This window comes from Streptomyces sp. NPDC058239 (genome assembly GCF_042882185.1).
Taxonomy (GTDB): domain Bacteria; phylum Actinomycetota; class Actinomycetes; order Streptomycetales; family Streptomycetaceae; genus Streptomyces.
The window spans coordinates 1-25,953 of record NZ_JBHVWS010000013.1 but is presented as its reverse complement, the minus strand read 5'-3'; the positions used below and the strand labels follow the sequence as shown (position 1 = coordinate 25,953).

Below are 25,953 nucleotides of genomic sequence, written 5' to 3'. Positions count from 1 at the left end.
CCGATGGGTGCCCGGCCGTTGTGCGGCTAGCGGGTGGTGCTGATCAGCGCTCGCCCTTCAGGGCCGTGGCGCCGCAGGTGGAGATCCGGCCGAAGCCGAACTTCTCGATCACGTTCTGGCCGAGCGTGTCCGTCGCGGTGCAGACCTTCGAGTCGGCGCCGACGAAGGTGGCGGCGATGGTGGCGTCGCCCACCTTCGAGGTCGGGACGACGTTGTAGACGTCACGGCTGTAGACGAAGGACGTGTTGAGCTTGCCGTCGGTCGTGAAGGGCTCACTGCCGTCGATCTTGCCGAGGACGCTGACACCGTGCCGGTCGGTCGACACGTTGGTGACCTGGGCGATGTACTGGGCGATCGAGTACGGCGCGATGTCGCCGGCGGAGTTGAGCTCCACGCCGTTGTGCTCCTGCATGGTGGCGACGCAGGTGCCGAGCTGGGCCTCGGTCACGCCGATCTTGCCGAGGAAGAAGGTCCGCGTGCCGGAGTTGGCCTGCGGGATGAGCGGGGTCAGGGTGACGCCGTTCAGCGTGGTCAGGTCGCAGGTGTAGATGTCGTGCAGCTGGGCCGTGGTCAGGTCCGGGTTGTTGAGCGCGCTGTCCTCACGGACCGCGATGGACACCGCGTCCTTGGCGAACGGGATCCAGGTGAGGTCCTGGGTGGTGGTGTCCGCCGGGCCACGCGAGGAGCGGGCGAAGTCCAGGCAGCCCGCGAGCGTGTCGACGTCGTTGCGCAGCGCGTCGATACCGGCCGAGGATCCGTCGGGGCGGTTGATGTTGGCACAACCGGTCGTGCGGGTCTTGATCGTGGCCGAGCCGGTCGCGTTGTACGAGGCGATCGTGGCGCCGCCGTCGACCGCGTTGCCGATGCCGTTCATGACGTCCTGCGTGGTGTCCGAACCGACGCCGGCGAGGACGCGGTAGTCACCGGCCGCCGGGTCTGCGACAGCCGAGCCGGCCATGGCACCGACGCTGAGAACGGCGGCGCCGACGACGGCACCGAGACGAACACGGGACTTGACGTTCACTTCGTTTCTCCTCCGTGGAGACGGATTTCGAGGAATGCACGTTCAAGCAGAATCCGGATTTTGTTTCCACCGACCCGTCGGCCGGCCGCGACAAACAATTCCGCATACCGGCCGACAGCAACCACCAACGCCATCCACCCATCAAGTTAAGAGCTGATTTCCAAGGCGACACCTACGGAATTCCGTAACGGCGACGACTTTTCCCCGGGGCGCGGGACGTCCCGGGGAAAAGGGCCGCACGAAGAAAGGTCGGATCAGCCGGTACCGCCACCCGGAGGCGTGGCCCTGCGCACGGACAGCCGCAACATGACGGGCCCGGCGAGCGCCGCCGCACCGCCCGCGATCAGGACCCCGAGCAGAACCCAGCGGATGAGCCCGAGCACTTCCGAGGGTGTGAGCCCGCCGGACTGGGCCACGTTCTGCTTCGCCGGGTCCGTCGGGGAGACGGACGGGCCGTCCGATGCGTCCGGGTCGGTTGCGCCGCCCGCGGCCCCGGACGTGTCTCCACCCGTGTCTCCGGCTGTCGCAGCGCCGTCGGCGTCGCCGCTCCCCGGGCCGCCGCTGCCGTTCGGCGCATCGTCCGGAGCGGTCGAGTCCGTACCCGACGGATCCGCCGACGCCCCCCGTTCCAGCCGGTCGGCCGCGTTCTCCGCCTGTTGACGCAAGGCCGCGGGCAACGGGGCGTATCCGTAAGGCAGTTGCCCGTTCGCGGTGCCCTGGCTCTGTCCCGGGCCGGCCGCGTACCGGATCGCCCGCGCGTAGTCCTGCCGGGCATCCTTGGCCTGGTCGACCGAGGCTGCCGCATACACCACGGCGGTCAGCGGATAGGCACCGTCCTTCGCCTTGGCCGGGTCGGGCGCCTTCACCCCGGCCACGTCCGAGTCGGGCATCTGGGCGACCGCCTTGAGCAGGGAGTCGTCGGTCGGCTTGACGTACTCACCGTCGGCGTTCGGGAGAGCGGCGGTGATCAGCTGGTAACGCACGGCCGACGGGGTGTCCACGATGCCGAACTGGCGCTGGTCGGTGACCGCCGGCCGGCCGGCGCCCGTCAGCTTCGGAACGTTGCTCTCGACGATGCACTGGAAGGCCGTGCCCATGTCGCCCCGGCGGACCTTCACCGCCGCTTGGTGCATGTCGTTCGCGTAGGGGACCATGTCCAACCCGTTGCGCGACAGCGAGGTCCCGTTGCCGCAGTCCAGCGGCGTGGGCGTGAGGTCGGCCTTGGGGAAATAGTCCAGGGATTCAGAGATCACGCTGCCCTTGTAGGCCGCGTTGACCTTCATTCCCCACGGATCGATTTCCCCTTGAATGAATTTCCCCGCATCACTGTTCGCCAGAACATAATCCCACACCATGCGGGCCGTGTCGGAATTTTCCGAGGAGACAACAAGGCCGATGGGTGACATCGAATTCTGCTTCAGAGCCTCCAGCCCCGGATTGAGTCTCTGGAATTCAGGATCCTGGCCGATGGAGCGCGGGTTCCCGGCAAGGTAGTCGGGAATCTGCTCCCGGTTCAGAACCAGGCTGCCGGCATAGGACTGGGTGAGCACTTTGGCCAGCAGTCTCTGGTTGAGCCTGAGTTCCTTGACCGGCAGCTTGACGGCCCCCGACGACTTCTCGTACATCCAGACGAAGCCGATCGTCAGGCCGCTCACCGACACGGGCGCGTGCACCACTGGTGCCGCTCCCTCGGGCGCATGGACGGGATCCACAGTGATGGCAAGCCCCGGCGAGGAGTCGCTGGGTGCGGTGACCGCCTGCCGTGCCTCCTCCTCACCCGCCTGGGTGTAGGTGAACCGGTGAGTGCCGGACGTGCACAGCTCGCTCTGCCACGAAGTGATCGCGTCGGTGCCCAGTTCGGAGCCGATGATCCGGCGCTCCGGCTTGTCCGGGTCGCAGTTGTCCCCTACCGGCTCGAAGTCGAGGCGGAAGGCGATCCGCTGGTCCCAGTTCGACTGGCTCAGCGAGGACGCTACGAGGTTTCCGCTGTTTCCATTGCTCCCGTCGGGATCGTGGGCACCGCGGGGCACGACCACCAGCCAGCACGGCTGTACCTCTCCTGTCGGCGTCCGGCGGGCGCCGCAGCCCAGCGCGGGCTGCTCCAGGGACGACTTCACCTCGAACGCCACATCGCCGCCGCCGTTGCCGTCGTTGGGCAGGAACGGGATGGCGTTCGTGTCCCCACCGGTGAAGTACGTCGCGTCCGTCGAGCTCGTGGTGGGGTCGCCCTGCCCCGGGACCGGCCGGAACGGCACGTAGTGAGTGCGGTTCTGATCGACCGGGGTCGCGGTCTCGGTCTCCAGCGGGTCGCTGCCCTGGCCCGGGGCATCCGGCAGCAACACACGACGGCTGTTGCCCGCATCCACTCCCGAACTCAGCCCGAACTCGCACTGCGTACGGTCCGGCCCCGACGCATCGTCTCCCCAGCACTGCATGAGTGCCAGGAAGTTGCGCCCCTCGGACGTGCCGCGCGGCGTGCCCCCGCTCCACGTCACCCGCGTCGCCTGCCCGCGCAGCCCCTTCGTCCGGTGCACGGTGACCTTGAGATCGGAGAAGTCGTCGTACGTCCCCTTGGATCCGCTCTTGGTGACCGACGAGTCCCCGGCCGCCGCGGCCTGCGCCTGGTCCGCGCCCCGGGGCAGCGGCAGCAGGGCGAGGACGACGGCGGAGAGCAGACAACCCACGCCCGCCATGACCCGCCTGCGGCCGGGAGACGCTGCCGGCCCCGGTATCACCGGTTTCCGTATTCGTGGCGTCGGCCGTCTCATCAGAGCTCTCCCTTACGGCGTGAGCGTGCCGCGAGGGCCCGCGCGGTGAGCGGTGGACCGATGACCACCGCGACGAGGAGTACGGCCGACAGCGCCATGAGGGCGCCGCGCAGCCCGAAGGCATTGCCCGAGGCGAGGCTGACCGGGTTGGCGGCCACCGAGGTGTCGCCGGTGCCGGTGCCGTCGTCGCTGATCGGCAGGCCGGTGTCGGGGTCGATGGCGCCCCCGGACGTACCGTCGGTCGTCGAGCCGCCCGTGCTGTCGGGCTGCCCGTCACCGTTCTTGTCCGTGCCGCCCGTGGTGCCGCCGGAACCGCTCCCTGCGGAGCCGCCGCCCGAGGAGCCCGAGCCGCCGGAGCCCCCGCTGGCGCCCTGCGCGGACGGCTTCACCGGGGTGTTGTGGCCCTGGGCGCCTGCCGTGCCGTCGGAGCACTGCTTGGACCCCTTCTTGTCGCACGACTTGGGATACGGCGCGTTCTTGGCCAGTGTGTTGGTGCCGTCCGAGGAGAAGGTGGGGTTGCGGCAGCTGTTGATGTTGATCGAGGAGGTGGGTGCGCCGGGAACCTTGCGGAGCTGGTCGAAGCCCGCCTCGACGAGGTTCTTGGGCAGCGGCGAGTAGCCGAGCTCATCCGCCTGCTGCTGGCCGTCGCACAGGAAGTAACGGCCGAATGTGCCGAGGGAGTTGCCCTTGGCCTTGGTGAAGTTGGCTTCTTCCTCGGTCGGCAGGATCATGTAGCTGTAGCTGGAGAGCGGGTAGGTGCGGGAGTCGGTGTTGCGGTAGACGCCGTCGAGGATCTGCGTCAGGTAGTTGACCGACCTCTTGTTCTGGTTGATCTCGGCCTTGGTCAGGGCCACCGCCACGCTGGACGCGGTCGGCTCGACGTAATAGCCGTTCCTGTTGAGAACCTTGGCCACTGGGAAGCCTGTCTTGATGGCGTACGAGTACTCGACGTAGGTGATGGCGCCCTCGCCCGAGGGCTGGCGCACATGGCCGGACACACCGAGGGAGCCGTACTTGGAGACCATCGCGGAGCCGCTGAGCAGCGGGTAGTTGGAGGTCATTCCGCAGTTGGAGCCGCGGCCCGTGCGCTTGCAGTAGTCGTTCCAGATGCCCGTCTCCTCCTTGGCCATCCAGGTGGTGAACTGGGCGCTGGTGCCGGAGCCGTCGGAGCGCACGACCGGGATGATCTGACGGGCGGGCATGTTCAGACCCGGGTTGTCCGTCCGGATCGCGGCGTCGTTCCACCGCGTGATCTTCCCGGTGAAGATCTTCGCGAGGACGTCGCCGGACAGGCGCAGGTTGGTCACCCGCTTCCCGCCGATCTTGAGGTTGTACATGAACGACGTACCGCCGGCCACGATCGGCATGTAGGCGTAGCCGCGCCTGGGCGGCTGGTCCGTGACGCCCTGTTCCTTGAGGCCGTAGGGGATCTCGGAGACCGCGAAGTCGACGACGTTGTTCTTGAACTGCTCGCGGCCCTGCGAGGAGCCGTTGTCCGTGAAGTTGACCGTCATGCCGTAGTTGGCCTTGACGTTGCGGATCCACTGGTTGACGGCGTTGGAACTCCAGGTCGACCCGGAGCCGGTGATCTTCGCGTAGGAGGCCGCCGATGCGGATGTCGTCCGGGCGGCGAGCACCGCGCACAGCAGCGACAGCACGATGGCCGCCAGACGGAAGCGGGTGGCGGGTTTCACGACGAACTCCCGGGGTGTGTACGGAAGGTGGCGGGTGGAGTGGACGGCTGCACGTCCGGAGCGGGTGGTCCGGGCGGTGCGGACGGAGCAGCCGGGCCGGCCTGGGTCGAAGGCTCGGCCGCAGTGGACGCAGCGGTCGGGGCGGCCACCGTCGCCGGGCGCGCGGCGAACCGTCGCGCGTCGCGCCGGGACGCACTCACACGCCGGTGTTCCTGGCGGCGCGTCAGGTGTCCTGGACCACGGCCGCCGAGGATGCGGGCGGCCACGAAGAGCAGCAGGACCAGCGTCATCAGCAGGGCGGCCGTACCGAAGCCGCGGGAGATCATGGTGGGCTCGGGCGACTTGACGAACTGGAAGGTCGCGAGCGGCAGGGAGACCATCGGGCCGCGCAGCGGGTCGAGGTTCAGCTCCGTGGTGTATCCCGCCGTCAGCAGGACCGGGGAGGTCTCGCCGATGCCGCGCGCGGTGCCGAGGATCACCGCGGTGGTCAGACCGGAGCGGCAGGTGGGCAGCACCACGTGCCAGACCGTGCGCCAGCGCGACGTGCCCATGGCGTAGGCGGCCTCGCGCAGGGTGCCGGGCACCAGGCGGATGACGACGTCGGCGGCGCGGATGATGATCGGCAGCATCATCACCGAGAGGGCGAGTGCGGCGGCGAAGCCTGAGGGCTCCATGCCCAGGCCGAGGATCACCGTCGCGTAGATGAACAGGCCGGCGACGATCGACGGCAGCGCGGTCATGGCCTCGACGATGGTGCGTACGAACCGGGCGAAGGGGCCCGGCACCTCGCTGAGGAACACCGCGCAGACCAGGCCGACCGGCACGGTGACCACGAGCGCGATGACGATCATGATCATGGTGCCGGCCGCCGCGTGCAGGGCGCCGCCCACGTCGAGCGGTTCGAGGGGGCCCGCGAGCTGCATGTCCTGGCTGAAGAAGTTGAGGTGTACCAGGGCCTTGCGGCCCTCGACGAAGGCGTACATCACGACGAAGACGAGGATCACGACGAGGAGGACGCCCATCGAGCGCACGACGGCCGCCGCGATCCGGTCGACGATGGCGGGCCCGTCCTCGTCGAAGGAGACGAGCAGGGCGTACACCAGGAGGAAGAGGCCGTAGGCCATCACGACGAAGCCGACTGTGCCGTCGAAGGGCAGCAGCCAGGCGAACAGCAGCCAGGTCAGCGCGAGTGCGGACGCGGCGGCGCCGACCGCGGCGTACACGTCGGTGCTCCGCAGCGAGGTGAGGGCACGGCGGTGCTCTCCGCCGGGTTCGGCGCTGCGCGGCGGGCCGGGCAGCACCGTGCGCGGACGCTCGGGCGCCTGACGCGCGCCGGGCGCTTCGGGGGCAACGGTCATGGTCGCTCTTTCCTCTGTCGGTGCGGGCGGCCGTGCGATGGCGGTGAAGACCGAGGCTTCGGGGGTGGTGCCGTGGTCGGTACGTCGGGCCGGAGTCGGGAAGTGCGGGCAGCAGTGACCCGGCCCTCATGGACCGGGGCCGGCCATCAGGCGTCGCTCGATGCGCCGGAGCGGGAACGGGCCACGATGGACGAGGCGGCGAAGTTGACGATCAGAGTCATCAGGAACAGTGCGAAGCCCGCTGCCATCAGGGCGGACATGCCGAACCGGCTGGCCTCCCCGTAGCGCAGGGCGATCAGCGAGGAGACCGAGCTGGTGCCGGACTGCAGGACGTGCCACTGGATGTCGAAGGTCAGCGAGATGATCATGAACACGGCGATCGTCTCGCCGAGCGCGCGGCCGAGGCCCAGCATCGTTCCGCCGATCATGCCGCCGCGGCCGAAGGGCAGCACGACGCTGCGGATCATGCCCCAGCGGGTGGCGCCGAGCGCGTACGCGCCCTCACGCTCCCCGACCGGGGCCTGCGAGAAGACCTCGCGCATGATCGAGCAGATGATCGGCGCGATCATCATGCCGACCACCAGTCCGGCGATGAACGTCGAGGACGTGTAGACGCTGGCGGGCGCGAGCGGGTCGTCCGGATCCGCGCCCTCGACACCGAAGACGGGGATCCAGCCGAAGTACGTGGCGATCCAGCGTGCGGTCGGCAGCACCTTGTCCTGGAGGAAGAACGCCCCCCACAGGCCGTAGACCACGGACGGCACCGCGGCCATCAGATCGACGACGCTGATCAGCGTCCGGCGCAGCCGCGGCGAGGCGTACTCGGAGATGTACAGGGCCGCGCCGGTGGCCAGCGGTACGGCCACGCAGACGGCGACGGTGGCGATCAGGACGGTGCCGACGAGAACGGCCGCGATGCCGAACCGCCCGGCGTCCGGCGCCCATTCGGCGGTGGTCAGGAACGACCAGCCGGCCTTGTCGAGGGCCAGCCACGCCCGGTACAGCAGAAATCCGCCGACCAGAAGCATGACCGCGAGCACCAGCCCGCCGCCGCTGCGGGCCACGCCCCGGAAGACGCGGTCGGGCAGCCCCGGATCCGCGTACAGCTTCCGGGACAGGTCCTGCGCCTCGGCCCCACTCGTATCTCTCGTCACGCGGTCGACGCTGGCGGTGCGTCATGGACATGCACGCTCCGAGATGTGAATGAGGTGTGCCCTAAAGGCAACTTCCGGTGACACCCCCCATCTCGCCGAGCAGCGCGCGGAACCGTTCGTACGCCGCCCGGCAGGTCGAATGCCGTTCGTACGCCCGCGCAGAGACAACGGTGGCCCGGCCGTCCCGGTCCCGGAGTAACCACATCCAGCCGTTGCCCTCCGGTGTGTGCTGCACCGCGCCCACCAGACCCTGCTGCCCGACGCACAGTTCCTCGAACGCGGCACGGCACTCGCCGTACTCTCCGTACGAGAGCGCGGAGACCGCGACCACGCGACCGTTCTGCGCGATCATCCGCCAGCCGTATCCGCCGTCCGTGTCGATGTCGATCCGGCAGCGCGCACCACTGGTGTCCGCTCTGCCGGAACCGCCGGCGTCCGTCATCTCGCCCCACCCCCCGCCGCCCGCATCGGAAGTCGGGGCAGCACGCGCAATGTATGGAGACGGACGTGACCAGTGGGACCGTAAACCGGCGGCACGGTCGGCTTTCACACGGAAGTTGCCCGTAGGGCGCCCGGCATACATGGGGGTGTTTCCCGGCGCGGTGGCTGTTGCGACGCGGGCGCCGGGTCGCCGGCAGTGCGGACGGCGGTCGCCGCGGTGATTCCCCGAAGCGCACGGCTGTCGCGGACGGAGGTTCACCGCGAGCACGGTCGCACTCGGGTGCGGGCGGTGCACGGGGACATCCCGGTGCCGGTGCCCGTGGTGCTCGAACTGCCCACGGGCCGACAGCTGATGAGTCGGCCTTCGGCGGTGCGGGCGTCGCACCGGTGGATCCAGGCAGTGGTCTCCCGGCCGGCGGAGGACGTCCGGGCGATCGGACGGACGCGATGTGCTCACACACTCCGTCACTGATCGTCCTGGGCCGTCCCCCGCTCCGTTCCGGGTCCACCACGTCGGCTACTTGATGTTGAGCAGCTGCTCCAACGGGTCGATGGCGAAGTAGACGAGGAAGAGCGCCGCGGTGCCCCAGAGCAGCCAGTGGACTTCGCGGGCCTTGCCCAGGCACGCCTTGATGACCACGTAGGCGAGGAAGCCGGCGCCGATGCCGTTGGTGATGGAGTAGGTGAACGGCATGACGGCGATGGTCAGGAAGGCGGGGATGGCGAGTTCGTACCGGTCCCAGTCGATGTGCTTGACCTGGGTCATCATCAGGAACCCGACCGCGATGAGGGCGGGGGCCGCAGCCTGGAGGGGCACGATGGTCAGAACGGGGGTGAAGAAGAGGGCGAGGGCGAACAGGCCGCCGGTGATGAGATTGGCGAAGCCGGTGCGTGCGCCTTCGCCGACACCGGCGGCGGACTCGATGTAGGTGGTGGCGGACGAGGCGGAGGCGGCGCCGCCGACGACGGCGGCTGCGCCGTCGATGAGCAGCACGCGGCCCAGACCGGGGACCTGGCCGCGCTCGTCGAGGAGTCCGGCTTCGGCCGTGACGCCGACGACGGTGCCCATCGTGTCGAAGAAGTCGGACAGGATGAGAGTGAAGACGAGCAGGACGACGGTCAGCACGCTGACCTGACCGAATGAGCCGAACAGATCGAACTTGCCCAGGAGTCCGAAGTCGGGTGCGGCGACGGGCTTGTCGGGCAGCGAGGGCTCGGTCAGTCCCCAGGACTTGATGTCGGCGATCCCGTTGATGACGACGGCGACGACGGTCATCACGACGATGCTGATGAGGATGGCTCCCTGCACCTTGCGGGCCAGGAGGACGATCGTCATCAGAACGCCGAGACAGAAGACGAGCATGGGCCAGCCGGTGAGGGTGCCTGTGCCGATCTGAACGGGCACGGTGGTGTTCGCGGCGTCCGGGATGCGGGTGACGAACCCGGCGTCCACGAAGCCGATGAAGGCGATGAACAGGCCGATGCCGACACTGATGGCTTGTTTGAGAGGTTGCGGAATGGCGTGCATGATGGCCTCACGCAGGCCGGTCATCACCAGTACGCAGATCAGCAGGCCTTCGAGCACGATGAGGCCCATCGCGTCGTCCCAGCTCATCAGAGGGGCGATCTGGAAGGCGGTGACGGCGTTGAGACCCAGGCCCGCGGCCAGAGCCAGCGGCAGGTTGCCGCCCACACCCATGATCACGGTCATCACGGCGGCCACCAGGGCCGTGGCGGTTGCCAGTTGACCGGCGTCCAGCTGGTGGCCGAACTTGTCCTCGGTACTGCTGAGGATGATCGGGTTGAGTACGAGGATGTACGCCATGGTGAAGAAGGTGGCGAACCCGCCGCGTATCTCACGGCCGTACGTCGAGCCGCGTTCGCCAATACGGAAGAACCGGTTGAGCGGGCCACCGGGCCTGATTGTCGGCGCTTCGGCCGGGCCTGTCGTGCTGGTGTGCATGACTGAGTCTCCTGGACCTGCAAGTGCGAGGGAAAACATGGCAGTGGCGCCGGAAGCGTGTGTCAGTCAGTCGGTTGTACGAACACACATACGGCGCCTTGCGAGCGGATCATACGCGGCAGGAAAGTGATCTCAATCGCTTTGCGGACTCGATTGGTTGACCTTTCGGCACCGCCCCTGTCGGTTCCTCCAAAATCACTGGCGACCTATCCAGTCAAACCGGGATGCGGGCGACAGCAGCCATGGAGTTCACCCCGGGTGACTCCCTACTCTCGGTCCGTGCATCCACCGCTCCCCTTCAACGCGCGCGCCGCCCGCATCCTGCGCGAGAAACTCGGGATGGCCCCCGGCCACGTCGCTTACGGCATGCGCGCCTCCTACGGCACAACCCACATCACCCCCGACCACATCACCGCGTGGGAACGCGGCACCGCACTGCCCACCGCCAACGAACTCACCGCGCTGGCCGGTGCCCTGTGGTGCAACCCCCGCGAACTCATGGGCGCTCCCCGCACCTTGCGTGAACACCGTCTCGCCCGCGGACTGGCAGTCGAGGACGTCGCCCGTGCCACCGGCCTCACCCTCGACGCCTACCACCAGATGGAAGAAACCGGCCGATGGACGGGCGACAAACGACAGTCCGCCGAACTCGGCGCCCTCCTCAACCTTCCTCCACGCGACTTCATCGCCATCACCGGCCTGGAGGACGAACTCGCCCGCCTCCTCACCGAAGCCGTCTCCACCCGCTGGCAGGCCCACATCCGCGCCATCGCCCGCCTCGTCTCCACGGAACGCCGCGACCTGCAGGACCCCCTGCGCGACATGCACCACGAGTACCAGGCCCTCATGGCCGCCACCCTCAGCCGAGCCGGCGGCACCACCGCCTCCGGCGAAAACGGGCGACGCTACCTCGACGACATCGTCAACCAGTTCTGGGCCCGGCTCCCGGAGCACTAGCCGGACCGCATCCGCACGGCGGGTGCATCGGGAACGTGATCAGGCGGACCGGTCCGCCTGATCACGGGGCCCGGGAGGCAGACATGGCCCGGGCGAGCGCCACCGGGCAGCAGCCGGAGAAGCGGCTGCGAGCAGGGCCTGCGCGGGGACGGATTCTCGATGCCGCGGCGCGACGGCGACACCGTACGCATACGACACCCGCGACATCGCAACGCGCCTGCGGGCCGGGGACGACGACCGGGTTGCGCAGGGGGTGGGCCGGACACACCGTTCCGGCGCCTCACCGACCCCGGAACCGGGCCCGGCAAAGATGGCGGTGAAGTGCACGCACCCGCCGTCCCGGTGCGCGCACTCCGTCGAGCAGCGAAGCCCCTGCCATCGGGCTCGGCCGGGCCCCCGCCACGCGTCAGCTCTTGACCGGCCACTCCAGCGGGTCGTTGTAGAAGCCCTGGCTCAGTTCGACCGCGGCGGCCTTCTGACCCTCGGGGATCAGGAAGGCGGTGCAAATCTTCTCCGACTGCCCCGGGCTCAACTTCTTGCCGGTGTCGGGCGCCGGGCAGTTCGGCCACTTGGCGTCGCCCATGATGACGATGAGGGCCTTGGTGCGCTCACCCTTGTCCGTCTTGACGACCAAGTCGTCGTCCATGTCGCCGAGTTCCATCGGCTTGCCGCTCTTGTGGGTGAGGGTGGACCACACGTACACGGGGACCTTGGGGGCCTCGTCCTTGTCCTTCTCCAGGCCGGAGTTGTCCATGTCGGCCTTCGTTCCGGTCTGCACCTTCGTGGGCGTGACCGTGAACTTGCTGTCCTTCGATTTCTGCATGGTGCTTTCCTGCGGCGGGCTGGCCTCACCAAGACGGTAGGTCGTCCTGTCGCCCGACGAGGAGGAGCCGGAACTGCTCCCGCCCTTCCCCGAATTCGAGTCGTTGCAGCCAGTCAGCGCCACGGCCAGCGCCAGGGCGCCCACCGCCGCCGGCGCAGCACGATTCCACATGCGCATATCTTCTTCGATCTCCCCGTTAATACATTCCCGTTGCCCGGCCGGGCGGCAAGTCCCCCGCAGCCGGGCCATCGTTCAAGCGCACGATCCTGCCAGATGCAAGGCATCCGCTCGCGGGGAGGGGCCACCTGCTGCACCGGATCGTGACAGTCACGATCCAAAACGCCTTGTCGGAAGACAGGCTCCTTCCGGAGAACGAGCCAGTGGCTCGTCACGCAGCCTGGAACAGGGAGCGTACGCCCGCTCGTGAGTGGCTACCTCGGGAGCTGCCATCACTCTTTCAGCGGCTACATCCCCCATATGCGGATTTCTAACTTGGTGGAGGCACATCGCATCGACCTATGTCCAGGAGGAACCATGCCGATCAGGCGTACCGGCTTCACTGCCATCGCAGCGGCCACACTGCTTGTAGGCGCCACTGCCGCGGTAGCTGCGCAGAGCGAGGCCGGCACGGCTTCGCCCTCATCATCAACGGCCACAGGAGTCGAGCATCTGCATACCCAGGTCGACCTGCCGGCCGGCACCTGGACCAGCACTCCCCTGGAGGTCACCCTCCCCAGGTCCGGCACCTACGAACTCGAGGCAGACGTCCGCGGGCGTCTCGCAGGCATTCCCCCCATCAACACGTACATCACCGCACGGCTGTGGAACGTCACGTCCGGCACCGTCGTGCCGACGAGCGAGCGACTCGTCAACCAGATCATCGACACCAACGGCGGTGATGCCGAGGCAAGTGGCAACCAGACCGCACCGATCGGCGAGCTGATCAGAGTGAAGAAGCAGACGACGATCCGGCTGCAGGCCCGGCGGATCGACGCCGTCGGGACGGCAACCGTCAGCCAGGTCTTCTCCGACGCCCATGGCTACACCTCCCTCCGCTACGAGCGGGTCGGCTCCTGACGGAGTCGTTCCTTCCAGAGAAGTGCACGGTCCCCGCCCCGGACAGTCCGGGGCGGGGACCGTGCACTTTTCAGGTCCTGGAGACAGTCTGCCGACCACCGGACAGCAGGTTGATCACCGGCCGACGATGCGGGCCGAGCCACTGGCAGAGCTCCACCACTCGCGGGAGGAGCCCGGATCCGCATATCAGGAGGCGCATCGGCCGGCCGATGGAACACGACCGCAGGCGGATCGGTGGGCAGCCGTCGGGGGTCTCGGCGAAGAAGCTCCCATTCCACATTATTAGGTAGACTGGTCTACCTAATCTTGGAGAGGGGCAGCCATGACCGATGCGAGGGCCACCGGGAAGCAGCCGGGAAAGCGGCGGCAAGGACCTGCGCGGGGGCGGATTCTTGAGGCCGCGGCGCGACGGTTCTACGCGGACGGTGTGGCGGCGACCGGGATCGACACGATCACCGCCGAGGCCGGTGTGGCGAAGATGAGCCTCTACAACAACTTCGCCTCCAAGGCCGACCTCGTCTCCGCCTACCTCCAGGCCCGGCACGAGGAGTGGCTCGGCCTCTACCGGCGGCGTCTGGCCGGCGCGCAGGGCCCGCGGGAGGCCGTACTGGCCGTCTTCGATGCCTACGCCGACCATGCCGCTCTCGCCTACGAGCACGGCTTCCGCGGATGCGGGCTGCTCAACGCGGCCGCCGAGCTGCCCAACGGACACGAGGGCCGGACGGTGGTGCGCCACCACAAGGAGGAGGTCGAGAGCCTGCTCGCCACCCACCTCCAGGAACTGCTGCCCGGCCAGGACGAGAAGGCCCGCGCCGCAGCGGAACACCTGGCGTTCCTGCTCGAAGGGGCCATCGTGCGCGCGGGCCTCGAAGGAGACGGCGTACGCATGCGACGCGCATGCGACATGGCGGCGCACCTGGTGGACGGCCTGTGATGGGGCGCGCCGGTCGCACCGCGGCCGGACCGGGGGCGGGCGCACTCGCCGTGCTGCTGGCCTCGGTGCTGTGGGGCACCACAGGCACTGCGGCAACCTTCGCACCACAGGTGGGGCCGCTGGCGATCGGCGCCGCGGCGATGGGCCTGGGGGGTCTGCTGCAGGCTCTGGTGGCCGGGTCTCGCATCACGCAGGCCCGCGCGGCGCTCAGGGCGCAGTGGCGGATCGTGCTCGTCGGGGGCTCGGGCGTGGCTCTGTATCCGCCGGCGTTCTACACCTCCATGCATCTGGCCGGTGTCGCGGTGGGAACGGTCGTGTCCATCGGCTCGGCCCCGCTGGCGTCGGCCCTGATCGAGCGGATCGTCGACCGGCAGCGCCTGTCCCGGCGGTGGATGGCCGGTGCCGCCCTGGGGCTGGCCGGCACCGTGCTGCTGTGTGCGGCCGAGGCCGCGCAGGGCGGTTCCGGAACCGGTACGGGGTCTGCCGGGCAGACCGTCGCCGGGGTGGGGCTCGGGCTGGTCGCGGGCGTGACGTACGCGGTGTACGCGTGGGCCGCGCACCGCCTCATCACACGCGGCGTCACCTCGCGCGCGGCCATGGGAGCGGTGTTCGGACTCGGCGCGCTGATGCTCGTGCCGGTGCTGTCGGCCACCGGCGCACCGCTGGTCGCCTCCTGGACGAATGCGGGCGTCGGCCTCTACATGGCGCTGGTGCCGATGTTCACCGGGTACGTCCTGTTCGGGTTCGGCCTGTCCCGCATCCCCGTCAGCACCGCGACGACCCTGTCCCTGCTGGAGCCCGCCGTAGCGGCTGTGTTCGCGGTCCTGGTCGTGGGCGAACAGCTGCCCGCCCTCGGCTGGGCCGGGATCGTGCTCGTCATCGCCTGCCTCGGTGTGCTGACCGTCCCCTCCCGGCGTCTGCGAGCGCCTCGCCGTGCCACCGCGGGGAAGCCGACGGCGGAATCGGCGGAATCGGCGGTCCCGGCGCCTTCGGACCGTGTCGCGCGCGCCCGAGACCACCTCACGGAACTGATCCCAAAACCCCCACCGCCCGCCGTGCCGCCTCAGAACCGGACCGGCAGGCCCACCGGGTAGGTGCCGTCGCCCGCGAACCCGACGCGCTCGACGGCTTCCCTCCCGGTCGGTCGGTACATCGATGCACAGCCCGCCCGCGCCGCCGCCGGAAAGCTCGCGCCGTATGTGCAGGTGGACAAGGCATCGGGGCGTGCGGTCGGGGCCACGTCCTACTGGGATCCACGGCTGTGATCGACGGGGGACGACGGTCTGTGCGCGATCGAGGCCGGATTCACGTCTCAGCCCGTCGCGAGCAGCACCACCAGCAACACGGCGCCCACGACCGCCGGTGCGATCACCTCGAACGCCCAGCGCACCGAGACCGAGGACGCCGAAGAATCCGAAGTCGCCGCGGACTTAGACGACTTCCCCGAACCCGCCCCCGTCTTGGCCCGCTCCACCAGCTCCCGCAGATCCGCCATGGTCTGGTCGGCCGTCGCCATCCGGGACTTGGTGTCACGGACGTCCGCATGCACGGAAGTGCGGTCGTACGGGTCGTCCAGCGACCGCCGGGACTGCTGCCTGGCCGCTTTCTTCCGCTGGCGCAGCGACACGGGCACCGCCCACAGCTGGTACTTGGTGCCGTCCTCGGTGAACAGCTCGCTCGAATACCCGGCCCGCAGATCCGCGACCGCCGTCCACGGCATGGTGATCGTCCGGAACGGGTTACGGATCTTGATGCGCTGCTCGTTGGCGAGGACGACGGGCCGCAGCGTGAACGCGACGACCAGCGGCACCGCGGTCAGCAGCCCGGCCAGCGCCAGCCACGGCAACCGGCCGTCGCCCCGGAACGCGGCGTCCCCGCCGATCCAGCAGATGAGGAGCAGCAGCAGGACACCCCCGGCGATCCCGGCGGGCGACCGGAAGGTCCGGTCGGCGTAGGTGGGCTCGGCGGGCGGTGTGGGGCTCGTCATGGGCCCGATTCTGCCTGACGTGCGCAAGGGGCGCCGGGGCGGCTGCCCCGGTACTGTGCGACGCACGGATGAGCAGGCCCCCTGTACAGGTCGCTACGCGCGTAGATATGCTCCTCTGGTGACCATGCCCACCACTGCTCCCGCATTCTCCGACGCGACCGCGTCCGACAGTGCGCTGCGCCGCTTCCTGCACGGGCTGCCCGGCGTCGACGCCGTCGGCCTCGAAGCGCGCGCCGCGTCCCTCGGAACCCGTTCGATCAAGACGACGGCCAAGGCGTACGCCATCGACCTGGCCATCTCGATGATCGACCTGACGACGCTGGAAGGCGCGGACACCCCGGGCAAGGTCCGGGCTCTCGCCGCCAAGGCCGTCAATCCCGACCCGACCGACCGCACGACCCCGCGCACCGCGGCGGTCTGCGTCTACCCCGACATGGCGGCGACGGCCGTCGCCGCGCTGGCCGGTTCCGGCGTGAAGGTGGCGTCGGTGGCGACGGCCTTCCCCGCCGGCCGCGCCGCGCTCGACGTCAAGCTCGCGGATGTCCGCGACGCCGTTGCCGCCGGGGCCGACGAGATCGACATGGTGATCGACCGGGGCGCCTTCCTCTCCGGCCGTTACCTCAAGGTGTACGAGGAGATCCTCGCCGTGAAGGCCGAGTGCGCGCGGGCCGACGGCCCCGACGCCCGGCTGAAGGTGATCTTCGAGACCGGCGAGCTGTCCACGTACGACAACATCCGCCGCGCCTCCTGGCTCGGCATGCTGGCGGGCGCCGACTTCATCAAGACGTCGACCGGCAAGGTCGCCACCAACGCCACGCCCGCGAACACCCTGCTGATGCTGGAGGCCGTGCGCGACTTCCGTGCGCAGACCGGCGTGCAGATCGGTGTGAAGCCGGCCGGCGGCATCCGCACCTCCAAGGACGCGATCAAGTTCCTGGTGCTGGTGAACGAGACCGCGGGCGAGGACTGGCTGGACAACCACTGGTTCCGCTTCGGCGCCTCCAGCCTGCTGAACGATCTGCTGATGCAGCGCCAGAAGCTCAGCACCGGCCGTTACTCCGGCCCCGATTACGTGACGGTGGACTGATCCCCATGGCATCTGCATTCGAGTACGCCCCCGCCCCCGAGTCGCGCTCGGTCGTCGATATCGCGCCCTCGTACGGCCTGTTCATCGACGGCGAGTTCACCGACGCGGCCGACGGCAAGGTTTTCAAGACGGTCTCGCCGAGCAGCGAAGAGGTGCTCTCCGAGGTCGCACAGGCCGGCGCCGCGGACGTCGACCGGGCCGTGAAGGCGGCCCGCAGGGCTTTCGAGAAGTGGTCGGCGCTGCCCGGTTCCGAGCGCGCCAAGTATCTCTTCCGGATCGCCCGGATCATCCAGGAGCGCAGCCGCGAGCTCGCCGTTCTCGAAACCCTCGACAACGGCAAGCCGATCAAGGAGACGCGCGACGCCGACCTCCCCCTGGTCGCGGCGCACTTCTTCTACTACGCGGGCTGGGCCGACAAGCTCGACCACGCCGGCTACGGCGCGAATCCCCGCCCCCTCGGCGTCGCGGGCCAGATCATCCCCTGGAATTTCCCGCTCCTCATGCTGGCCTGGAAGATCGCCCCGGCGCTCGCCACCGGCAACACGGTGGTCCTCAAGCCCGCCGAGACGACCCCGCTCTCCGCGCTCTTCTTCGCGGACATCTGCCGCCAGGCGGGCCTGCCGAAGGGTGTCGTGAACATCCTCACCGGGTACGGAGACGCGGGCGCCGCCCTCGTCGAGCACGAGGACGTCAACAAGGTCGCCTTCACCGGCTCGACCGCGGTCGGCAAGGCCATCGCCCGCCAGGTCGCCGGTACGGACAAGAAAGTCACCCTGGAACTGGGCGGCAAGGGCGCCAACATCGTCTTCGACGACGCCCCGATCGACCAGGCCGTCGAGGGCATCGTCACCGGCATCTTCTTCAATCAGGGCCAGGTCTGCTGCGCGGGCTCGCGCCTGCTCGTGCAGGAGTCGATCCAGGACGAGCTGCTGGACGCCCTGAAGCGACGGCTGTCCACTCTCCGGCTCGGCGACCCGCTGGACAAGAACACCGACATCGGCGCGATCAACTCCGCGGAGCAGCTCGCCCGGATCACCGCGCTCGTCGAGACGGGCGAGGCGGAGGGCGCCGAACGCTGGTCCGCCCCCTGTGAACTTCCCTCTTCCGGCTACTGGTTCGCCCCGACGCTGTTCACGAACGTCACCCAGGCACACACCGTCGCCCGCGACGAGATCTTCGGCCCGGTGCTGTCGGTGCTGTCGTTCCGCACGCCCGACGAGGCGGTCGCCAAGGCCAACAACAGCCAGTACGGCCTCTCGGCCGGCATCTGGACGGAGAAGGGCTCCCGCATCCTCGCGGTGGCGAACAAGCTCCGGGCGGGCGTCGTCTGGGCCAACACGTTCAACAAGTTCGACCCGACCTCGCCCTTCGGCGGCTACAAGGAGTCGGGCTTCGGCCGCGAAGGCGGCCGTCACGGCCTGGAGGCGTACCTCGATGTCCGATAACCGTCTGAGCGTCTTCAAGACCTACAAGCTGTACGTCGGGGGCAAATTCCCCCGCTCCGAGAGCGGCCGGGTGTACGAGGTGACGGACTCCAAGGGCAAGTGGCTGGCGAACGCCCCCCAGTCCTCCCGCAAGGACGCGCGTGACGCGGTCGTGGCCGCCCGCAAGGCGTTCGGCGGCTGGTCGGGCGCGACGGCGTACAACCGCGGCCAGATCCTCTACCGCATCGCGGAGATGCTGGAGGGCCGCAAGGACCAGTTCGTAGGGGAAGTGGCGGACGCGGAGGGTCTGTCGAAGTCCAAGGCGGCGGCCGTCGTGGACGCGGCGATCGACCGCTGGGTCTGGTACGCGGGCTGGACCGACAAGATCGGCCAGATCGTGGGCGGGGCGAACCCGGTCGCGGGCCCGTTCTTCAATCTGTCCACGCCCGAGCCGACCGGTGTGGTCACGGTGCTGGCGCCCCAGAAGTCCTCGTTCCTGGGCCTGGTCTCGGTGATCGCCCCGGTGATCGCGACCGGCAACACGGCGGTCGTCATCGCCTCGGCCCACTCCCCGCTGCCGGCTCTGTCCTTGGGCGAGGTGCTGGCCACCTCCGACCTGCCGGGCGGCGTGGTCAACATCCTGTCCGGGAAGACGGCGGAGATCGCGGCACCGCTCGCGTCCCACCAGGACGTGAACGCCATCGACCTCACGGGCGCGGACGCCGCTCTGGCGAAGGAGCTGGAGATCGCGGCGGCGGACAACCTCAAGCGAGTCCTCAATCCACAGCCTGTGGATGAAGACGGCGCCTTCGACTGGTCGGCCGATCCGGGCACCCACCGCCTGACGGCCTTCCTGGAGACGAAGACGGTCTGGCACCCGACGGGCGCACTGGGCGCCTCGGGGTCGTCCTACTGACCGCGTGACGACGGCCCGCCCCTCCGGGATCCCGGAGGGGCGGGCCGTGTCCGTGCCGGTGTCCGCACCCCTGCCCGCGTCCACCTCAGCCGTGCAGCACCTCAGTCACCTGCCCCACCACCGGCAGGTCCTTCAGCGCGCCCCCGCCGGCCACCGGGCCGGTGACGGCGGCCGTGGAGAGTGGCTTGAAGTCGGCGACCTGCGTCCCCACCGAGTTGTCCAGCGGGTCCACGCCCGTACCGGCCAGCGGGTCGAGGCGCAGATGCGTCACCGGTGCGATGCCGTTCTCGAGCGAGTGCCCGAGCGTCCCGGTCGCCGCGCTCCCGGTCGCCTCACCGGCCTCACCGACTCCGCCGAAGCTGCTGTCGGCTCCCGCGGCCGGCACGAGAGGCAGCGGCGCCGCCTGGGCCGCCGCACCCCCCGCACCGAGCGCGGCACCCACCGCGGTGACGGTCAGACCTGCCCGCAGCAGGGCGCGGCGCCGGGACTTGGAAAGTGCATGACGTGCCATGGAGTTCCCACCTGATCGTGAAGATCGAGTAACCATCTGAGTGCGTAGAGTAGTTGAGGTGTGATGCTCGATACCAACACAGGCACCGGGGGATCCCCTGCGCGGGTCAATGCCTCACACTCGTGTCCTGTGAATTCCCAACCGATCCCGACCCGCGTCGTGCTGCTCGCCGGCCCTTCCGGCTCCGGCAAGTCCTCCCTCGCCGCCCGCACCGACCTGCCGGTGCTGCGCCTGGACGACTTCTACAAGGAGGGCGACGACCCCACGCTGCCGCTCGTTCCCGGCAGTATGGACATCGACTGGGACTCCGCGCAGTCCTGGGACGCCGATGCGGCGGTCGCCGCGATCATGGAACTGTGCCGCACAGGGCGTACGAACGTCCCGGTGTACGACATCGCCACGAGCTCCCGCGTCGACCGGGAAGCCCTCCACATCGAGCGCACACCGCTGTTCGTGGCCGAGGGGATCTTCGCGGCGGACATAGTCGAACGGTGCCAGGAACTGGGCGTGCTCGCCGACGCGCTGTGCCTGCGCGGCCGTCCGACGACGACGTTCCGCCGTCGGCTGTTGCGGGATCTGCGGGAGGGACGGAAGTCGGTGCCGTTCCTGCTGCGGCGGGGGTGGCGGCTGATGCGGGCGGAACGGCGCATCGTGGCGCGGCAGACGGCACTGGGTGCGTATCCGTGCGGCAAGGAGGAGGCACTGGGACGGCTGGCCGCCGCGGCGGCGGGACGCTGCCGACGGGCGTCCGCGGCACGGGGCACGGCGTAGCGGTCTTCCCGTAACCGGGGGCACCGCCCCCGGACCCCCGCTCCTCGATCGCCGGCGGGTCCTGATCCTGCACACACGCCGACGGGGCCGGACCGGACCCCCCGGCCCGTCCGACCCCGCAGCACTCCCCCGTGCACCGCCGCCTCCCCCGAAGCAGCGGCCCCGCTTTCCCCCGTATCCCCCGTATCCCCCCGTCCTCTCAGGCCACCAGCTCGCCGAAGGACTCCTCCTCGTCACGGCCGAAGCTGAGGACCTCGTCCTCGCGCAGCCGGCGGAGCGACCGCCAGATGCTGGACTTCACCGTGCCGACACTGATGTCGAGGATGGCCGCGATCTCCGGGTCGGTGCGGCCCTCGTAGTAACGCAGGACCAGCATCGTGCGCTGGAGTTCGGGCAGCCGCGCCAGCGCCTGCCAGAGCACGGCGCGCAGTTCCGTGCCGCGCATCGCGTCCGTGTCGCCCGCCGTCTCCGGCAGCTCCTCGGTCGGGTACTCGTTGAGCTTGCGCCTGCGCCAGGCGCTGATGTGCAGGTTGGTCATGGTGCGGCGCAGATAGCCACCGACCGCCGCCTTGTCGCTGATCCGGTCCCACGCCCGGTACGTCGAGAAGAGGGCGCTCTGCAGCAGATCCTCGGCCTCGAACCGGTCTCCGGTCAGGTGGTAGGCGGTTGCGTACAGGGAGGCGCGGCGCTCCCGGACGTAGGCCGTGAACGCCGTCTCGGCGTCCTCGGCCTGCGCCGGGGACTTCCGCTCCCCCATGGCCTCCCCGTACGCGGCTCCCCCGTTGGCCCCCACAGGCGCGTCAACCACCGTCATGTACGGCGTGTGCTGACGCCCGGTGCCACGAACGCACCCCCGCCCGTTCGCGGCACCGGACTTCTCGGTGCTCCGGCCGACATCGTGGAGACGCGTGACAACTGCGCTTGCGGTGGTGCTGTGAGTTGCGTTCATCTTGCGCCCCCCATCGGTGGAGTCCGTCCGTTCCTTGTGCCAATGAGCTTGCCGGGGCAGTTTCATCGCGCTGTCCGCCGACTGTCACAGCCCTGTCACAGGGCCTGCCGTCTGTGCGTCGGCGGTGCGCCGGATGTATGAGTCGGCGCCAACTGTCGAACTGGGGCTCCACCATGGGTCAGAATGACCAGCGTGCCTTTCCTGTTGCTGATCGAGGACGACGACGCCATCCGCACGGCCCTCGAACTCTCGCTGTCACGCCAGGGCCACCGTGTGGCCACCGCGGCGACGGGAGAGGACGGCCTGAAACTGCTGCGTGAGCAGCGGCCGGATCTGGTCGTGCTGGATGTGATGCTGCCCGGTATCGACGGTTTCGAGGTGTGCCGGCGTATCCGGCGCACCGACCAGCTGCCGATCATTCTGCTGACCGCGCGCAACGACGACATCGACGTCGTGGTCGGGCTTGAGTCCGGTGCCGACGACTATGTGGTGAAACCCGTCCAGGGCCGGGTGCTCGACGCCCGGATCCGGGCGGTGCTGCGCCGCGGTGAGCGCGAGTCCACCGACTCCGCGTCCTTCGGGAACGTGGTGATCGACCGCTCCGCGATGACCGTGACCAAGAACGGCGAGGATCTGCAGCTCACGCCGACCGAGCTGCGACTCCTGCTGGAACTGAGCCGCCGGCCGGGCCAGGCCCTGTCGCGGCAGCAGCTGCTGCGGCTGGTCTGGGAGCACGACTACCTCGGTGACTCCCGGCTCGTGGACGCCTGTGTGCAGCGACTGCGCGCCAAGGTGGAGGACGTACCGTCCTCGCCGACCCTGATCCGTACCGTTCGGGGTGTGGGCTACCGGCTGGATTCGCCTCAGTGAGCGACGCCGCCAAACGGAGCCTGCTCGCCGGGCTTCGCTGGACCAGTCTGCGACTGCGTCTCGTCGTCGTGTTCGCGCTGGTGGCGCTGACCGCCGCAGTGTCCGCCTCGGGGATCGCGTACTGGCTGAACCGCGAGGCCGTACTGACGCGTACCCAGGACTCCGCACTCGGGGACTTCCGCCAGGAGATGCAGAACCGAGCGGCCTCGCTGCCGCTGCGTCCCACCAAGGACGATCTGCAGAACGCCGCCGTGCAGATGGCGAGCAGCTCGCCCGGCTACAGCGTGCTGCTGGTCGACGAGCGCGACACCGGCAAGCCGATCGTCGGCAACTCCGACCTGGACACCTTCACGCTCGACAACGTGCCGCTGTCGCTGCAGAAGGCGGTCAACAAGAAGCAGCCGGTGGAGGCCGGCAACAAGTACGAGTACCACCTGTTCTGGCAGCGGGTCAGTATCCGCGGTACGCCGTATCTGGTGGGCGGTACGAAGATCATCGGCGGTGGCCCGACCGGCTACATGCTGAAGTCGCTCGACCAGGAGCGGCAGGATCTGAACTCCCTCGCCTGGTCGCTGGGGATCGCCACCGGGCTTGCCCTGGTCGGCTCGGCGCTGCTCGCGCAGGCCGCCGCGACGACCGTGCTGCGGCCCGTGCAACGGCTCGGTGACGCCGCGCGCAAGCTCGGCGAGGGCAAGCTCGACACCCGGCTCGTGGTGTCCGGCACCGATGAACTCGCCGATCTCTCCCGCACGTTCAACAGGACCGCGAGTTCACTGGAGAAGAAGGTCGCGGACATGAGCGCGCGGGAGGAGTCCAGCCGACGGTTCGTCGCCGACATGTCGCACGAACTGCGCACCCCGCTCACCGCGATCACCGCGGTCGCCGAGGTGCTGGAGGACGAGGCCGACAGTCTCGACCCGATGATCGCGCCCGCCGTGCATCTGGTGGTGAGCGAGACCCGGCGCCTCAACGACCTGGTCGAGAACCTGATGGAGGTCACCCGCTTCGACGCGGGTACGGCCCGGCTCGTCCTCGACACGGTCGATGTCGCCGACCAGGTCACCGCCTGCATCGACGCCCGCGCCTGGCTGGACGCGGTGGATCTGGACGCCGAGCGCGGCATGATGGTCCGCCTCGACCCGCGCCGGCTCGATGTGATCCTGGCGAATCTGATCGGCAACGCGCTCAAGCACGGCGGTTCGCCGGTACGGGTTTCGGTACGGACCGAGGGCGACGAACTCGTCATCGAGGTCCGCGACCACGGCCCCGGTATCCCCGAGGACGTCCTGCCGCATGTCTTCGACCGGTTCTACAAGGCCAGCGCCTCCCGGCCGCGCTCCGATGGCAGTGGTCTCGGCCTGTCGATCGCCATGGAGAACGCGCACATCCACGGCGGTGACATCACGGCCTCGAACTCGCCGGACGGCGACGGCGCGGTGTTCGTACTGCGGCTGCCGCGGGATGCCGAGCCGCTCACCCGTTCCGCCGGGGATCATGACGCGGGGGTTCAGGACGAGGAAGGCGACGCGACGTGATGGGCAGCAACCGCCGGGCACACCGTTCGGCAGTGGCGCTGGCCGGTGCCGCGATCACGGCCGTGCTGGCCGCGGGCTGCGGGATCAGGACCACCTCCGTGCCGGTGGACGCCGGGGCCGCACCGTCCCAGGTGCCGTGCTCGATGTCCGCGGAGGACGTCGCCACCCAGGCTCTCCAGGGCATCCCCGTACAGATCTATCTGGTCTGCTCCTCGCAGCTGGTCACGGTGGACCGCACGGTGCAGGTCGGCGATACGAAGTCGGACCGGCTCCGGATCGCGCAGGCGCTCCTGGACGAGCTGGAGCAGAAGCCGCCCGCCGACGAGCGGCAGGCCGGGTTCTCCACGGCCGTCCCGGCGACCCTGCAGATCAGCGCGGCCCGCCGCGGCGACCGGCAGGGCACGCTGCGGCTCAGCGAGCAGCCGGAGGACCTGCCGTCCGAGGCTCTGGCGCAGATCGTGTGTACGTACGCGGAGAGCGAGTCGCTCGCCCCGGACGGCACGGTGGTGCTGGGCGGGCCGGGGAACTATGCCCCGCGTGGGTACCTGTGCACCTCCGAGACGAAGGCCAGGCCGAAGGCGGCACCGACGCTGGGGGCGGGGACGGGGCTCTGAGCGGGGGCCGGGGGCGTCCGGCGGCCGGTTCTTCCGTCCTCAAGCTCCGGACGGGCTGGGTTCTGCGTCGTCGCGGCTGGGATCCGGGTTCGTCGGGCCGGACGGAACCGATCCTGCCGCCCGGCGCGTCTTGGGGGGCGTGCGTCAAGGTTCGGGCAGTCAAACTGTCATCCGCTTCCGCGCGGCCGGGGTATCTCTCCTCCTCGCGCATCTGCTGCTTGTCGGGTGGCTGACGCTGCGCCCGCTCGATGTGCCGTGGACGACCGCCTCGAATCTTCAACCGTTCGCCGGTATCAGAGCGGACCTGTCGCTGGGCCCGGTCGAGGCCGCCCGCCGGATCGGTGAGGGGCTGCTGCTGCTCGCCCCACTGGGCGTGCTGCTGCCGGTGGCCGGGGGCCGGCTGCTCGTCTCCCCATGGGCCTCGCTGGCCCGTACCGTCGCGGCGGGGGCGCTGATCTCGCTGGCCATCGAACTGGCGCAGACCGGGGTGCCGGGGCAGGTCGTCGACGTCGACTCGCTGCTGCTGAACACCACCGGTGTGGCGCTCGCCCATCTGCTGGTCGTGCCCATGTGCCGGGCGCGGCTGCGCCGCAGGAACCAGCAGCGGGTCAGGGTGCTGCCCCACCCCAGGGACGAGGCGGCTCAGGGGTCGACCCCGACGATTCCCAGGGTCGGTATCGCACCGTAGAGCGACGCTTTGCCCCTGTTCGCCGGGCGACCATGGATGCATCGGGAGCACGAAGGAACTGCTCCCTCAGCAACGGTTCACGAAGGAGCCCACCATGGCCGCACTTGCCCGCCCCCGTGACGGACGCATGATCGGCGGAGTGTGCGCAGCGCTGGCAAGGCGCTTCGGCACCTCCGCGGGGACCATGCGCATCATCTTCCTGGTCTCCTGCCTGCTGCCGGGGCCGCAGTTCCTGCTCTACCTGGCGCTGTGGGTGCTGTTCCCGTCCGAGAAGACGCCGTCCGCCGCCTGGTGACCCCGTACGCACAACAACGTCTGTGGGGCGGACAAACCCACACGGTGTGCCCCCCCCCCAACAGTGTAAAGAGATAACACCCCCAACGGGAGAACCGTTGTAGAAAAACCCCA

The 25,953-nt window shown here is 69.4% G+C and carries 24 protein-coding genes; 13 read left to right on the top strand and 11 right to left on the bottom strand.

Annotation, left to right across the window (positions count from 1 at the left end; all coding sequences use genetic code 11):
* Positions 1-43 precede the first annotated feature (43 nt).
* The 7 genes from ACFVYE_RS16915 to ACFVYE_RS16885 all read right to left on the bottom strand — a co-directional run bounded on the left by ACFVYE_RS16915 (position 44) and on the right by ACFVYE_RS16885 (position 10,402).
* A complete protein-coding gene (locus ACFVYE_RS16915) occupies positions 44-1,024 on the bottom strand; it encodes a hypothetical protein (protein ID WP_389606091.1) in 981 nt (326 codons plus the stop codon).
* Positions 1,025-1,278: 254 nt separating this feature from the next.
* A complete protein-coding gene (locus ACFVYE_RS16910) occupies positions 1,279-3,717 on the bottom strand; it encodes a hypothetical protein (RefSeq protein WP_389606089.1) in 2,439 nt (812 codons plus the stop codon).
* A 74-nt stretch (positions 3,718-3,791) separates the two neighbouring features.
* On the bottom strand, positions 3,792-5,486 hold the full coding sequence (gene pstS, locus ACFVYE_RS16905; protein ID WP_389606087.1) for a phosphate ABC transporter substrate-binding protein PstS: 1,695 nt from the start codon (positions 5,484-5,486) through the stop codon (positions 3,792-3,794).
* Positions 5,483-6,844 (bottom strand): phosphate ABC transporter permease PstA, encoded by a 1,362-nt coding sequence (gene pstA, locus ACFVYE_RS16900; protein WP_389606085.1) that lies wholly within the window; start codon positions 6,842-6,844, stop codon positions 5,483-5,485. Before pstA ends, pstS begins: the two co-directional genes overlap by 4 nt.
* A gap of 146 nt (positions 6,845-6,990) precedes the next feature.
* A complete protein-coding gene (gene pstC / locus ACFVYE_RS16895) occupies positions 6,991-7,998 on the bottom strand; it encodes a phosphate ABC transporter permease subunit PstC (RefSeq protein ID WP_383966689.1) in 1,008 nt (335 codons plus the stop codon).
* Between the two features lie 61 nt (positions 7,999-8,059).
* Positions 8,060-8,440: a hypothetical protein gene (locus tag ACFVYE_RS16890; RefSeq protein WP_383966692.1), complete on the bottom strand. Its 381-nt coding sequence runs from the start codon at positions 8,438-8,440 to the stop codon at positions 8,060-8,062.
* Positions 8,441-8,956: 516 nt separating this feature from the next.
* Entirely contained in the window at positions 8,957-10,402 is a 1,446-nt protein-coding gene (locus tag ACFVYE_RS16885; RefSeq protein ID WP_383966695.1) for an NCS2 family permease, read from the bottom strand.
* A gap of 279 nt (positions 10,403-10,681) precedes the next feature.
* On the opposite strand from ACFVYE_RS16885, the gene ACFVYE_RS16880 reads away from it, so the two are divergent.
* The gene (locus ACFVYE_RS16880) at positions 10,682-11,359 is read left to right on the top strand and encodes a helix-turn-helix domain-containing protein (RefSeq protein ID WP_383966698.1); all 678 of its coding nucleotides are present in this window, start codon (positions 10,682-10,684) and stop codon (positions 11,357-11,359) included.
* A 406-nt stretch (positions 11,360-11,765) separates the two neighbouring features.
* Here ACFVYE_RS16880 and ACFVYE_RS16875 read toward each other — a convergent pair whose 3' ends face one another.
* Positions 11,766-12,353: a hypothetical protein gene (locus ACFVYE_RS16875; protein ID WP_383966701.1), complete on the bottom strand. Its 588-nt coding sequence runs from the start codon at positions 12,351-12,353 to the stop codon at positions 11,766-11,768.
* Positions 12,354-12,716: 363 nt separating this feature from the next.
* On the opposite strand from ACFVYE_RS16875, the gene ACFVYE_RS16870 reads away from it, so the two are divergent.
* From ACFVYE_RS16870 to ACFVYE_RS16860, 3 genes are all read left to right on the top strand, one after another.
* The gene (locus tag ACFVYE_RS16870) at positions 12,717-13,259 is read left to right on the top strand and encodes a hypothetical protein (protein ID WP_383966705.1); all 543 of its coding nucleotides are present in this window, start codon (positions 12,717-12,719) and stop codon (positions 13,257-13,259) included.
* A gap of 322 nt (positions 13,260-13,581) precedes the next feature.
* Positions 13,582-14,193, top strand: coding sequence for a TetR/AcrR family transcriptional regulator (locus ACFVYE_RS16865; RefSeq protein WP_383978602.1), 612 nt, complete (start codon positions 13,582-13,584; stop codon positions 14,191-14,193).
* Complete coding sequence (locus tag ACFVYE_RS16860) at positions 14,193-15,287, top strand: DMT family transporter (RefSeq protein WP_383978605.1); 1,095 nt, start codon at positions 14,193-14,195, stop codon at positions 15,285-15,287. Before ACFVYE_RS16865 ends, ACFVYE_RS16860 begins: the two co-directional genes overlap by 1 nt.
* Positions 15,288-15,505: 218 nt before the next feature.
* On the opposite strand, the gene ACFVYE_RS16855 is transcribed toward ACFVYE_RS16860, so the two are convergent.
* Positions 15,506-16,180 (bottom strand): PH domain-containing protein, encoded by a 675-nt coding sequence (locus tag ACFVYE_RS16855; RefSeq protein WP_383978608.1) that lies wholly within the window; start codon positions 16,178-16,180, stop codon positions 15,506-15,508.
* Between the two features lie 124 nt (positions 16,181-16,304).
* On the opposite strand from ACFVYE_RS16855, the gene deoC reads away from it, so the two are divergent.
* Genes deoC through ACFVYE_RS16840 form a run of 3 tightly spaced genes read left to right on the top strand, consistent with a single transcriptional unit; the run spans position 16,305 to position 19,607 of the window.
* On the top strand, positions 16,305-17,267 hold the full coding sequence (gene deoC / locus ACFVYE_RS16850; RefSeq protein ID WP_383978617.1) for a deoxyribose-phosphate aldolase: 963 nt from the start codon (positions 16,305-16,307) through the stop codon (positions 17,265-17,267).
* A 5-nt stretch (positions 17,268-17,272) separates the two neighbouring features.
* Positions 17,273-18,712: an aldehyde dehydrogenase family protein gene (locus ACFVYE_RS16845; RefSeq protein ID WP_383978611.1), complete on the top strand. Its 1,440-nt coding sequence runs from the start codon at positions 17,273-17,275 to the stop codon at positions 18,710-18,712.
* On the top strand, positions 18,702-19,607 hold the full coding sequence (locus ACFVYE_RS16840; protein ID WP_383978614.1) for an aldehyde dehydrogenase family protein: 906 nt from the start codon (positions 18,702-18,704) through the stop codon (positions 19,605-19,607). Before ACFVYE_RS16845 ends, ACFVYE_RS16840 begins: the two co-directional genes overlap by 11 nt.
* Before the next feature lie 85 nt (positions 19,608-19,692).
* On the opposite strand, the gene ACFVYE_RS16835 is transcribed toward ACFVYE_RS16840, so the two are convergent.
* Entirely contained in the window at positions 19,693-20,118 is a 426-nt protein-coding gene (locus ACFVYE_RS16835; protein WP_389606080.1) for a hypothetical protein, read from the bottom strand.
* Positions 20,119-20,181: 63 nt separating this feature from the next.
* Between ACFVYE_RS16835 and ACFVYE_RS16830 the strand changes: the two genes are divergently transcribed.
* Entirely contained in the window at positions 20,182-20,889 is a 708-nt protein-coding gene (locus ACFVYE_RS16830; protein ID WP_389606078.1) for a uridine kinase, read from the top strand.
* Between the two features lie 199 nt (positions 20,890-21,088).
* Here ACFVYE_RS16830 and ACFVYE_RS16825 read toward each other — a convergent pair whose 3' ends face one another.
* Positions 21,089-21,838, bottom strand: coding sequence for a SigE family RNA polymerase sigma factor (locus ACFVYE_RS16825; RefSeq protein WP_383978629.1), 750 nt, complete (start codon positions 21,836-21,838; stop codon positions 21,089-21,091).
* 192 nt (positions 21,839-22,030) lie between these two features.
* Between ACFVYE_RS16825 and afsQ1 the strand changes: the two genes are divergently transcribed.
* From afsQ1 to ACFVYE_RS16800, 5 genes are all read left to right on the top strand, one after another.
* The gene (afsQ1, locus tag ACFVYE_RS16820) at positions 22,031-22,708 is read left to right on the top strand and encodes a two-component system response regulator AfsQ1 (protein ID WP_383978637.1); all 678 of its coding nucleotides are present in this window, start codon (positions 22,031-22,033) and stop codon (positions 22,706-22,708) included.
* Positions 22,705-24,243, top strand: a complete 1,539-nt coding sequence (locus ACFVYE_RS16815) for an ATP-binding protein (protein WP_383978626.1) — start codon at positions 22,705-22,707, stop codon at positions 24,241-24,243. The genes afsQ1 and ACFVYE_RS16815 overlap by 4 nt, the downstream gene beginning before the upstream one ends.
* Positions 24,240-24,857 carry a hypothetical protein gene (locus ACFVYE_RS16810; protein WP_383978623.1) on the top strand — a complete coding sequence of 206 codons (618 nt, stop codon included), beginning with the start codon at positions 24,240-24,242 and terminating at the stop codon, positions 24,855-24,857. Before ACFVYE_RS16815 ends, ACFVYE_RS16810 begins: the two co-directional genes overlap by 4 nt.
* 139 nt (positions 24,858-24,996) lie before the next feature.
* The gene (locus ACFVYE_RS16805; protein ID WP_383978620.1) at positions 24,997-25,545 is read left to right on the top strand and encodes a VanZ family protein; all 549 of its coding nucleotides are present in this window, start codon (positions 24,997-24,999) and stop codon (positions 25,543-25,545) included.
* A gap of 94 nt (positions 25,546-25,639) precedes the next feature.
* Complete coding sequence (locus ACFVYE_RS16800) at positions 25,640-25,840, top strand: PspC domain-containing protein (protein WP_114246256.1); 201 nt, start codon at positions 25,640-25,642, stop codon at positions 25,838-25,840.
* Positions 25,841-25,953 lie beyond the last annotated feature (113 nt).

What these genes read in the sequence shown, in the direction of transcription:
- ACFVYE_RS16910 (WP_389606089.1), bottom strand. Translation starts at nt 3,717, where the DNA reads ATGGCGGGCGTGGGTTGTCTGCTCTCCGCCGTCGTCCTCGCCCTGCTG.
- pstA (WP_389606085.1), bottom strand. Translation starts at nt 6,844, where the DNA reads ATGACCGTTGCCCCCGAAGCGCCCGGCGCGCGTCAGGCGCCCGAGCGT.
- ACFVYE_RS16890 (WP_383966692.1), bottom strand. Translation starts at nt 8,440, where the DNA reads ATGACGGACGCCGGCGGTTCCGGCAGAGCGGACACCAGTGGTGCGCGC.
- ACFVYE_RS16885 (WP_383966695.1), bottom strand. Translation starts at nt 10,402, where the DNA reads ATGCACACCAGCACGACAGGCCCGGCCGAAGCGCCGACAATCAGGCCC.
- ACFVYE_RS16875 (WP_383966701.1), bottom strand. Translation starts at nt 12,353, where the DNA reads ATGTGGAATCGTGCTGCGCCGGCGGCGGTGGGCGCCCTGGCGCTGGCC.
- ACFVYE_RS16870 (WP_383966705.1), top strand. Translation starts at nt 12,717, where the DNA reads ATGCCGATCAGGCGTACCGGCTTCACTGCCATCGCAGCGGCCACACTG.
- ACFVYE_RS16865 (WP_383978602.1), top strand. Translation starts at nt 13,582, where the DNA reads ATGACCGATGCGAGGGCCACCGGGAAGCAGCCGGGAAAGCGGCGGCAA.
- ACFVYE_RS16860 (WP_383978605.1), top strand. Translation starts at nt 14,193, where the DNA reads ATGGGGCGCGCCGGTCGCACCGCGGCCGGACCGGGGGCGGGCGCACTC.
- ACFVYE_RS16855 (WP_383978608.1), bottom strand. Translation starts at nt 16,180, where the DNA reads ATGACGAGCCCCACACCGCCCGCCGAGCCCACCTACGCCGACCGGACC.
- deoC (WP_383978617.1), top strand. Translation starts at nt 16,305, where the DNA reads ATGCCCACCACTGCTCCCGCATTCTCCGACGCGACCGCGTCCGACAGT.
- ACFVYE_RS16845 (WP_383978611.1), top strand. Translation starts at nt 17,273, where the DNA reads ATGGCATCTGCATTCGAGTACGCCCCCGCCCCCGAGTCGCGCTCGGTC.
- ACFVYE_RS16840 (WP_383978614.1), top strand. Translation starts at nt 18,702, where the DNA reads ATGTCCGATAACCGTCTGAGCGTCTTCAAGACCTACAAGCTGTACGTC.
- ACFVYE_RS16835 (WP_389606080.1), bottom strand. Translation starts at nt 20,118, where the DNA reads ATGGCACGTCATGCACTTTCCAAGTCCCGGCGCCGCGCCCTGCTGCGG.
- ACFVYE_RS16830 (WP_389606078.1), top strand. Translation starts at nt 20,182, where the DNA reads ATGCTCGATACCAACACAGGCACCGGGGGATCCCCTGCGCGGGTCAAT.
- ACFVYE_RS16825 (WP_383978629.1), bottom strand. Translation starts at nt 21,838, where the DNA reads ATGAACGCAACTCACAGCACCACCGCAAGCGCAGTTGTCACGCGTCTC.
- ACFVYE_RS16800 (WP_114246256.1), top strand. Translation starts at nt 25,640, where the DNA reads ATGGCCGCACTTGCCCGCCCCCGTGACGGACGCATGATCGGCGGAGTG.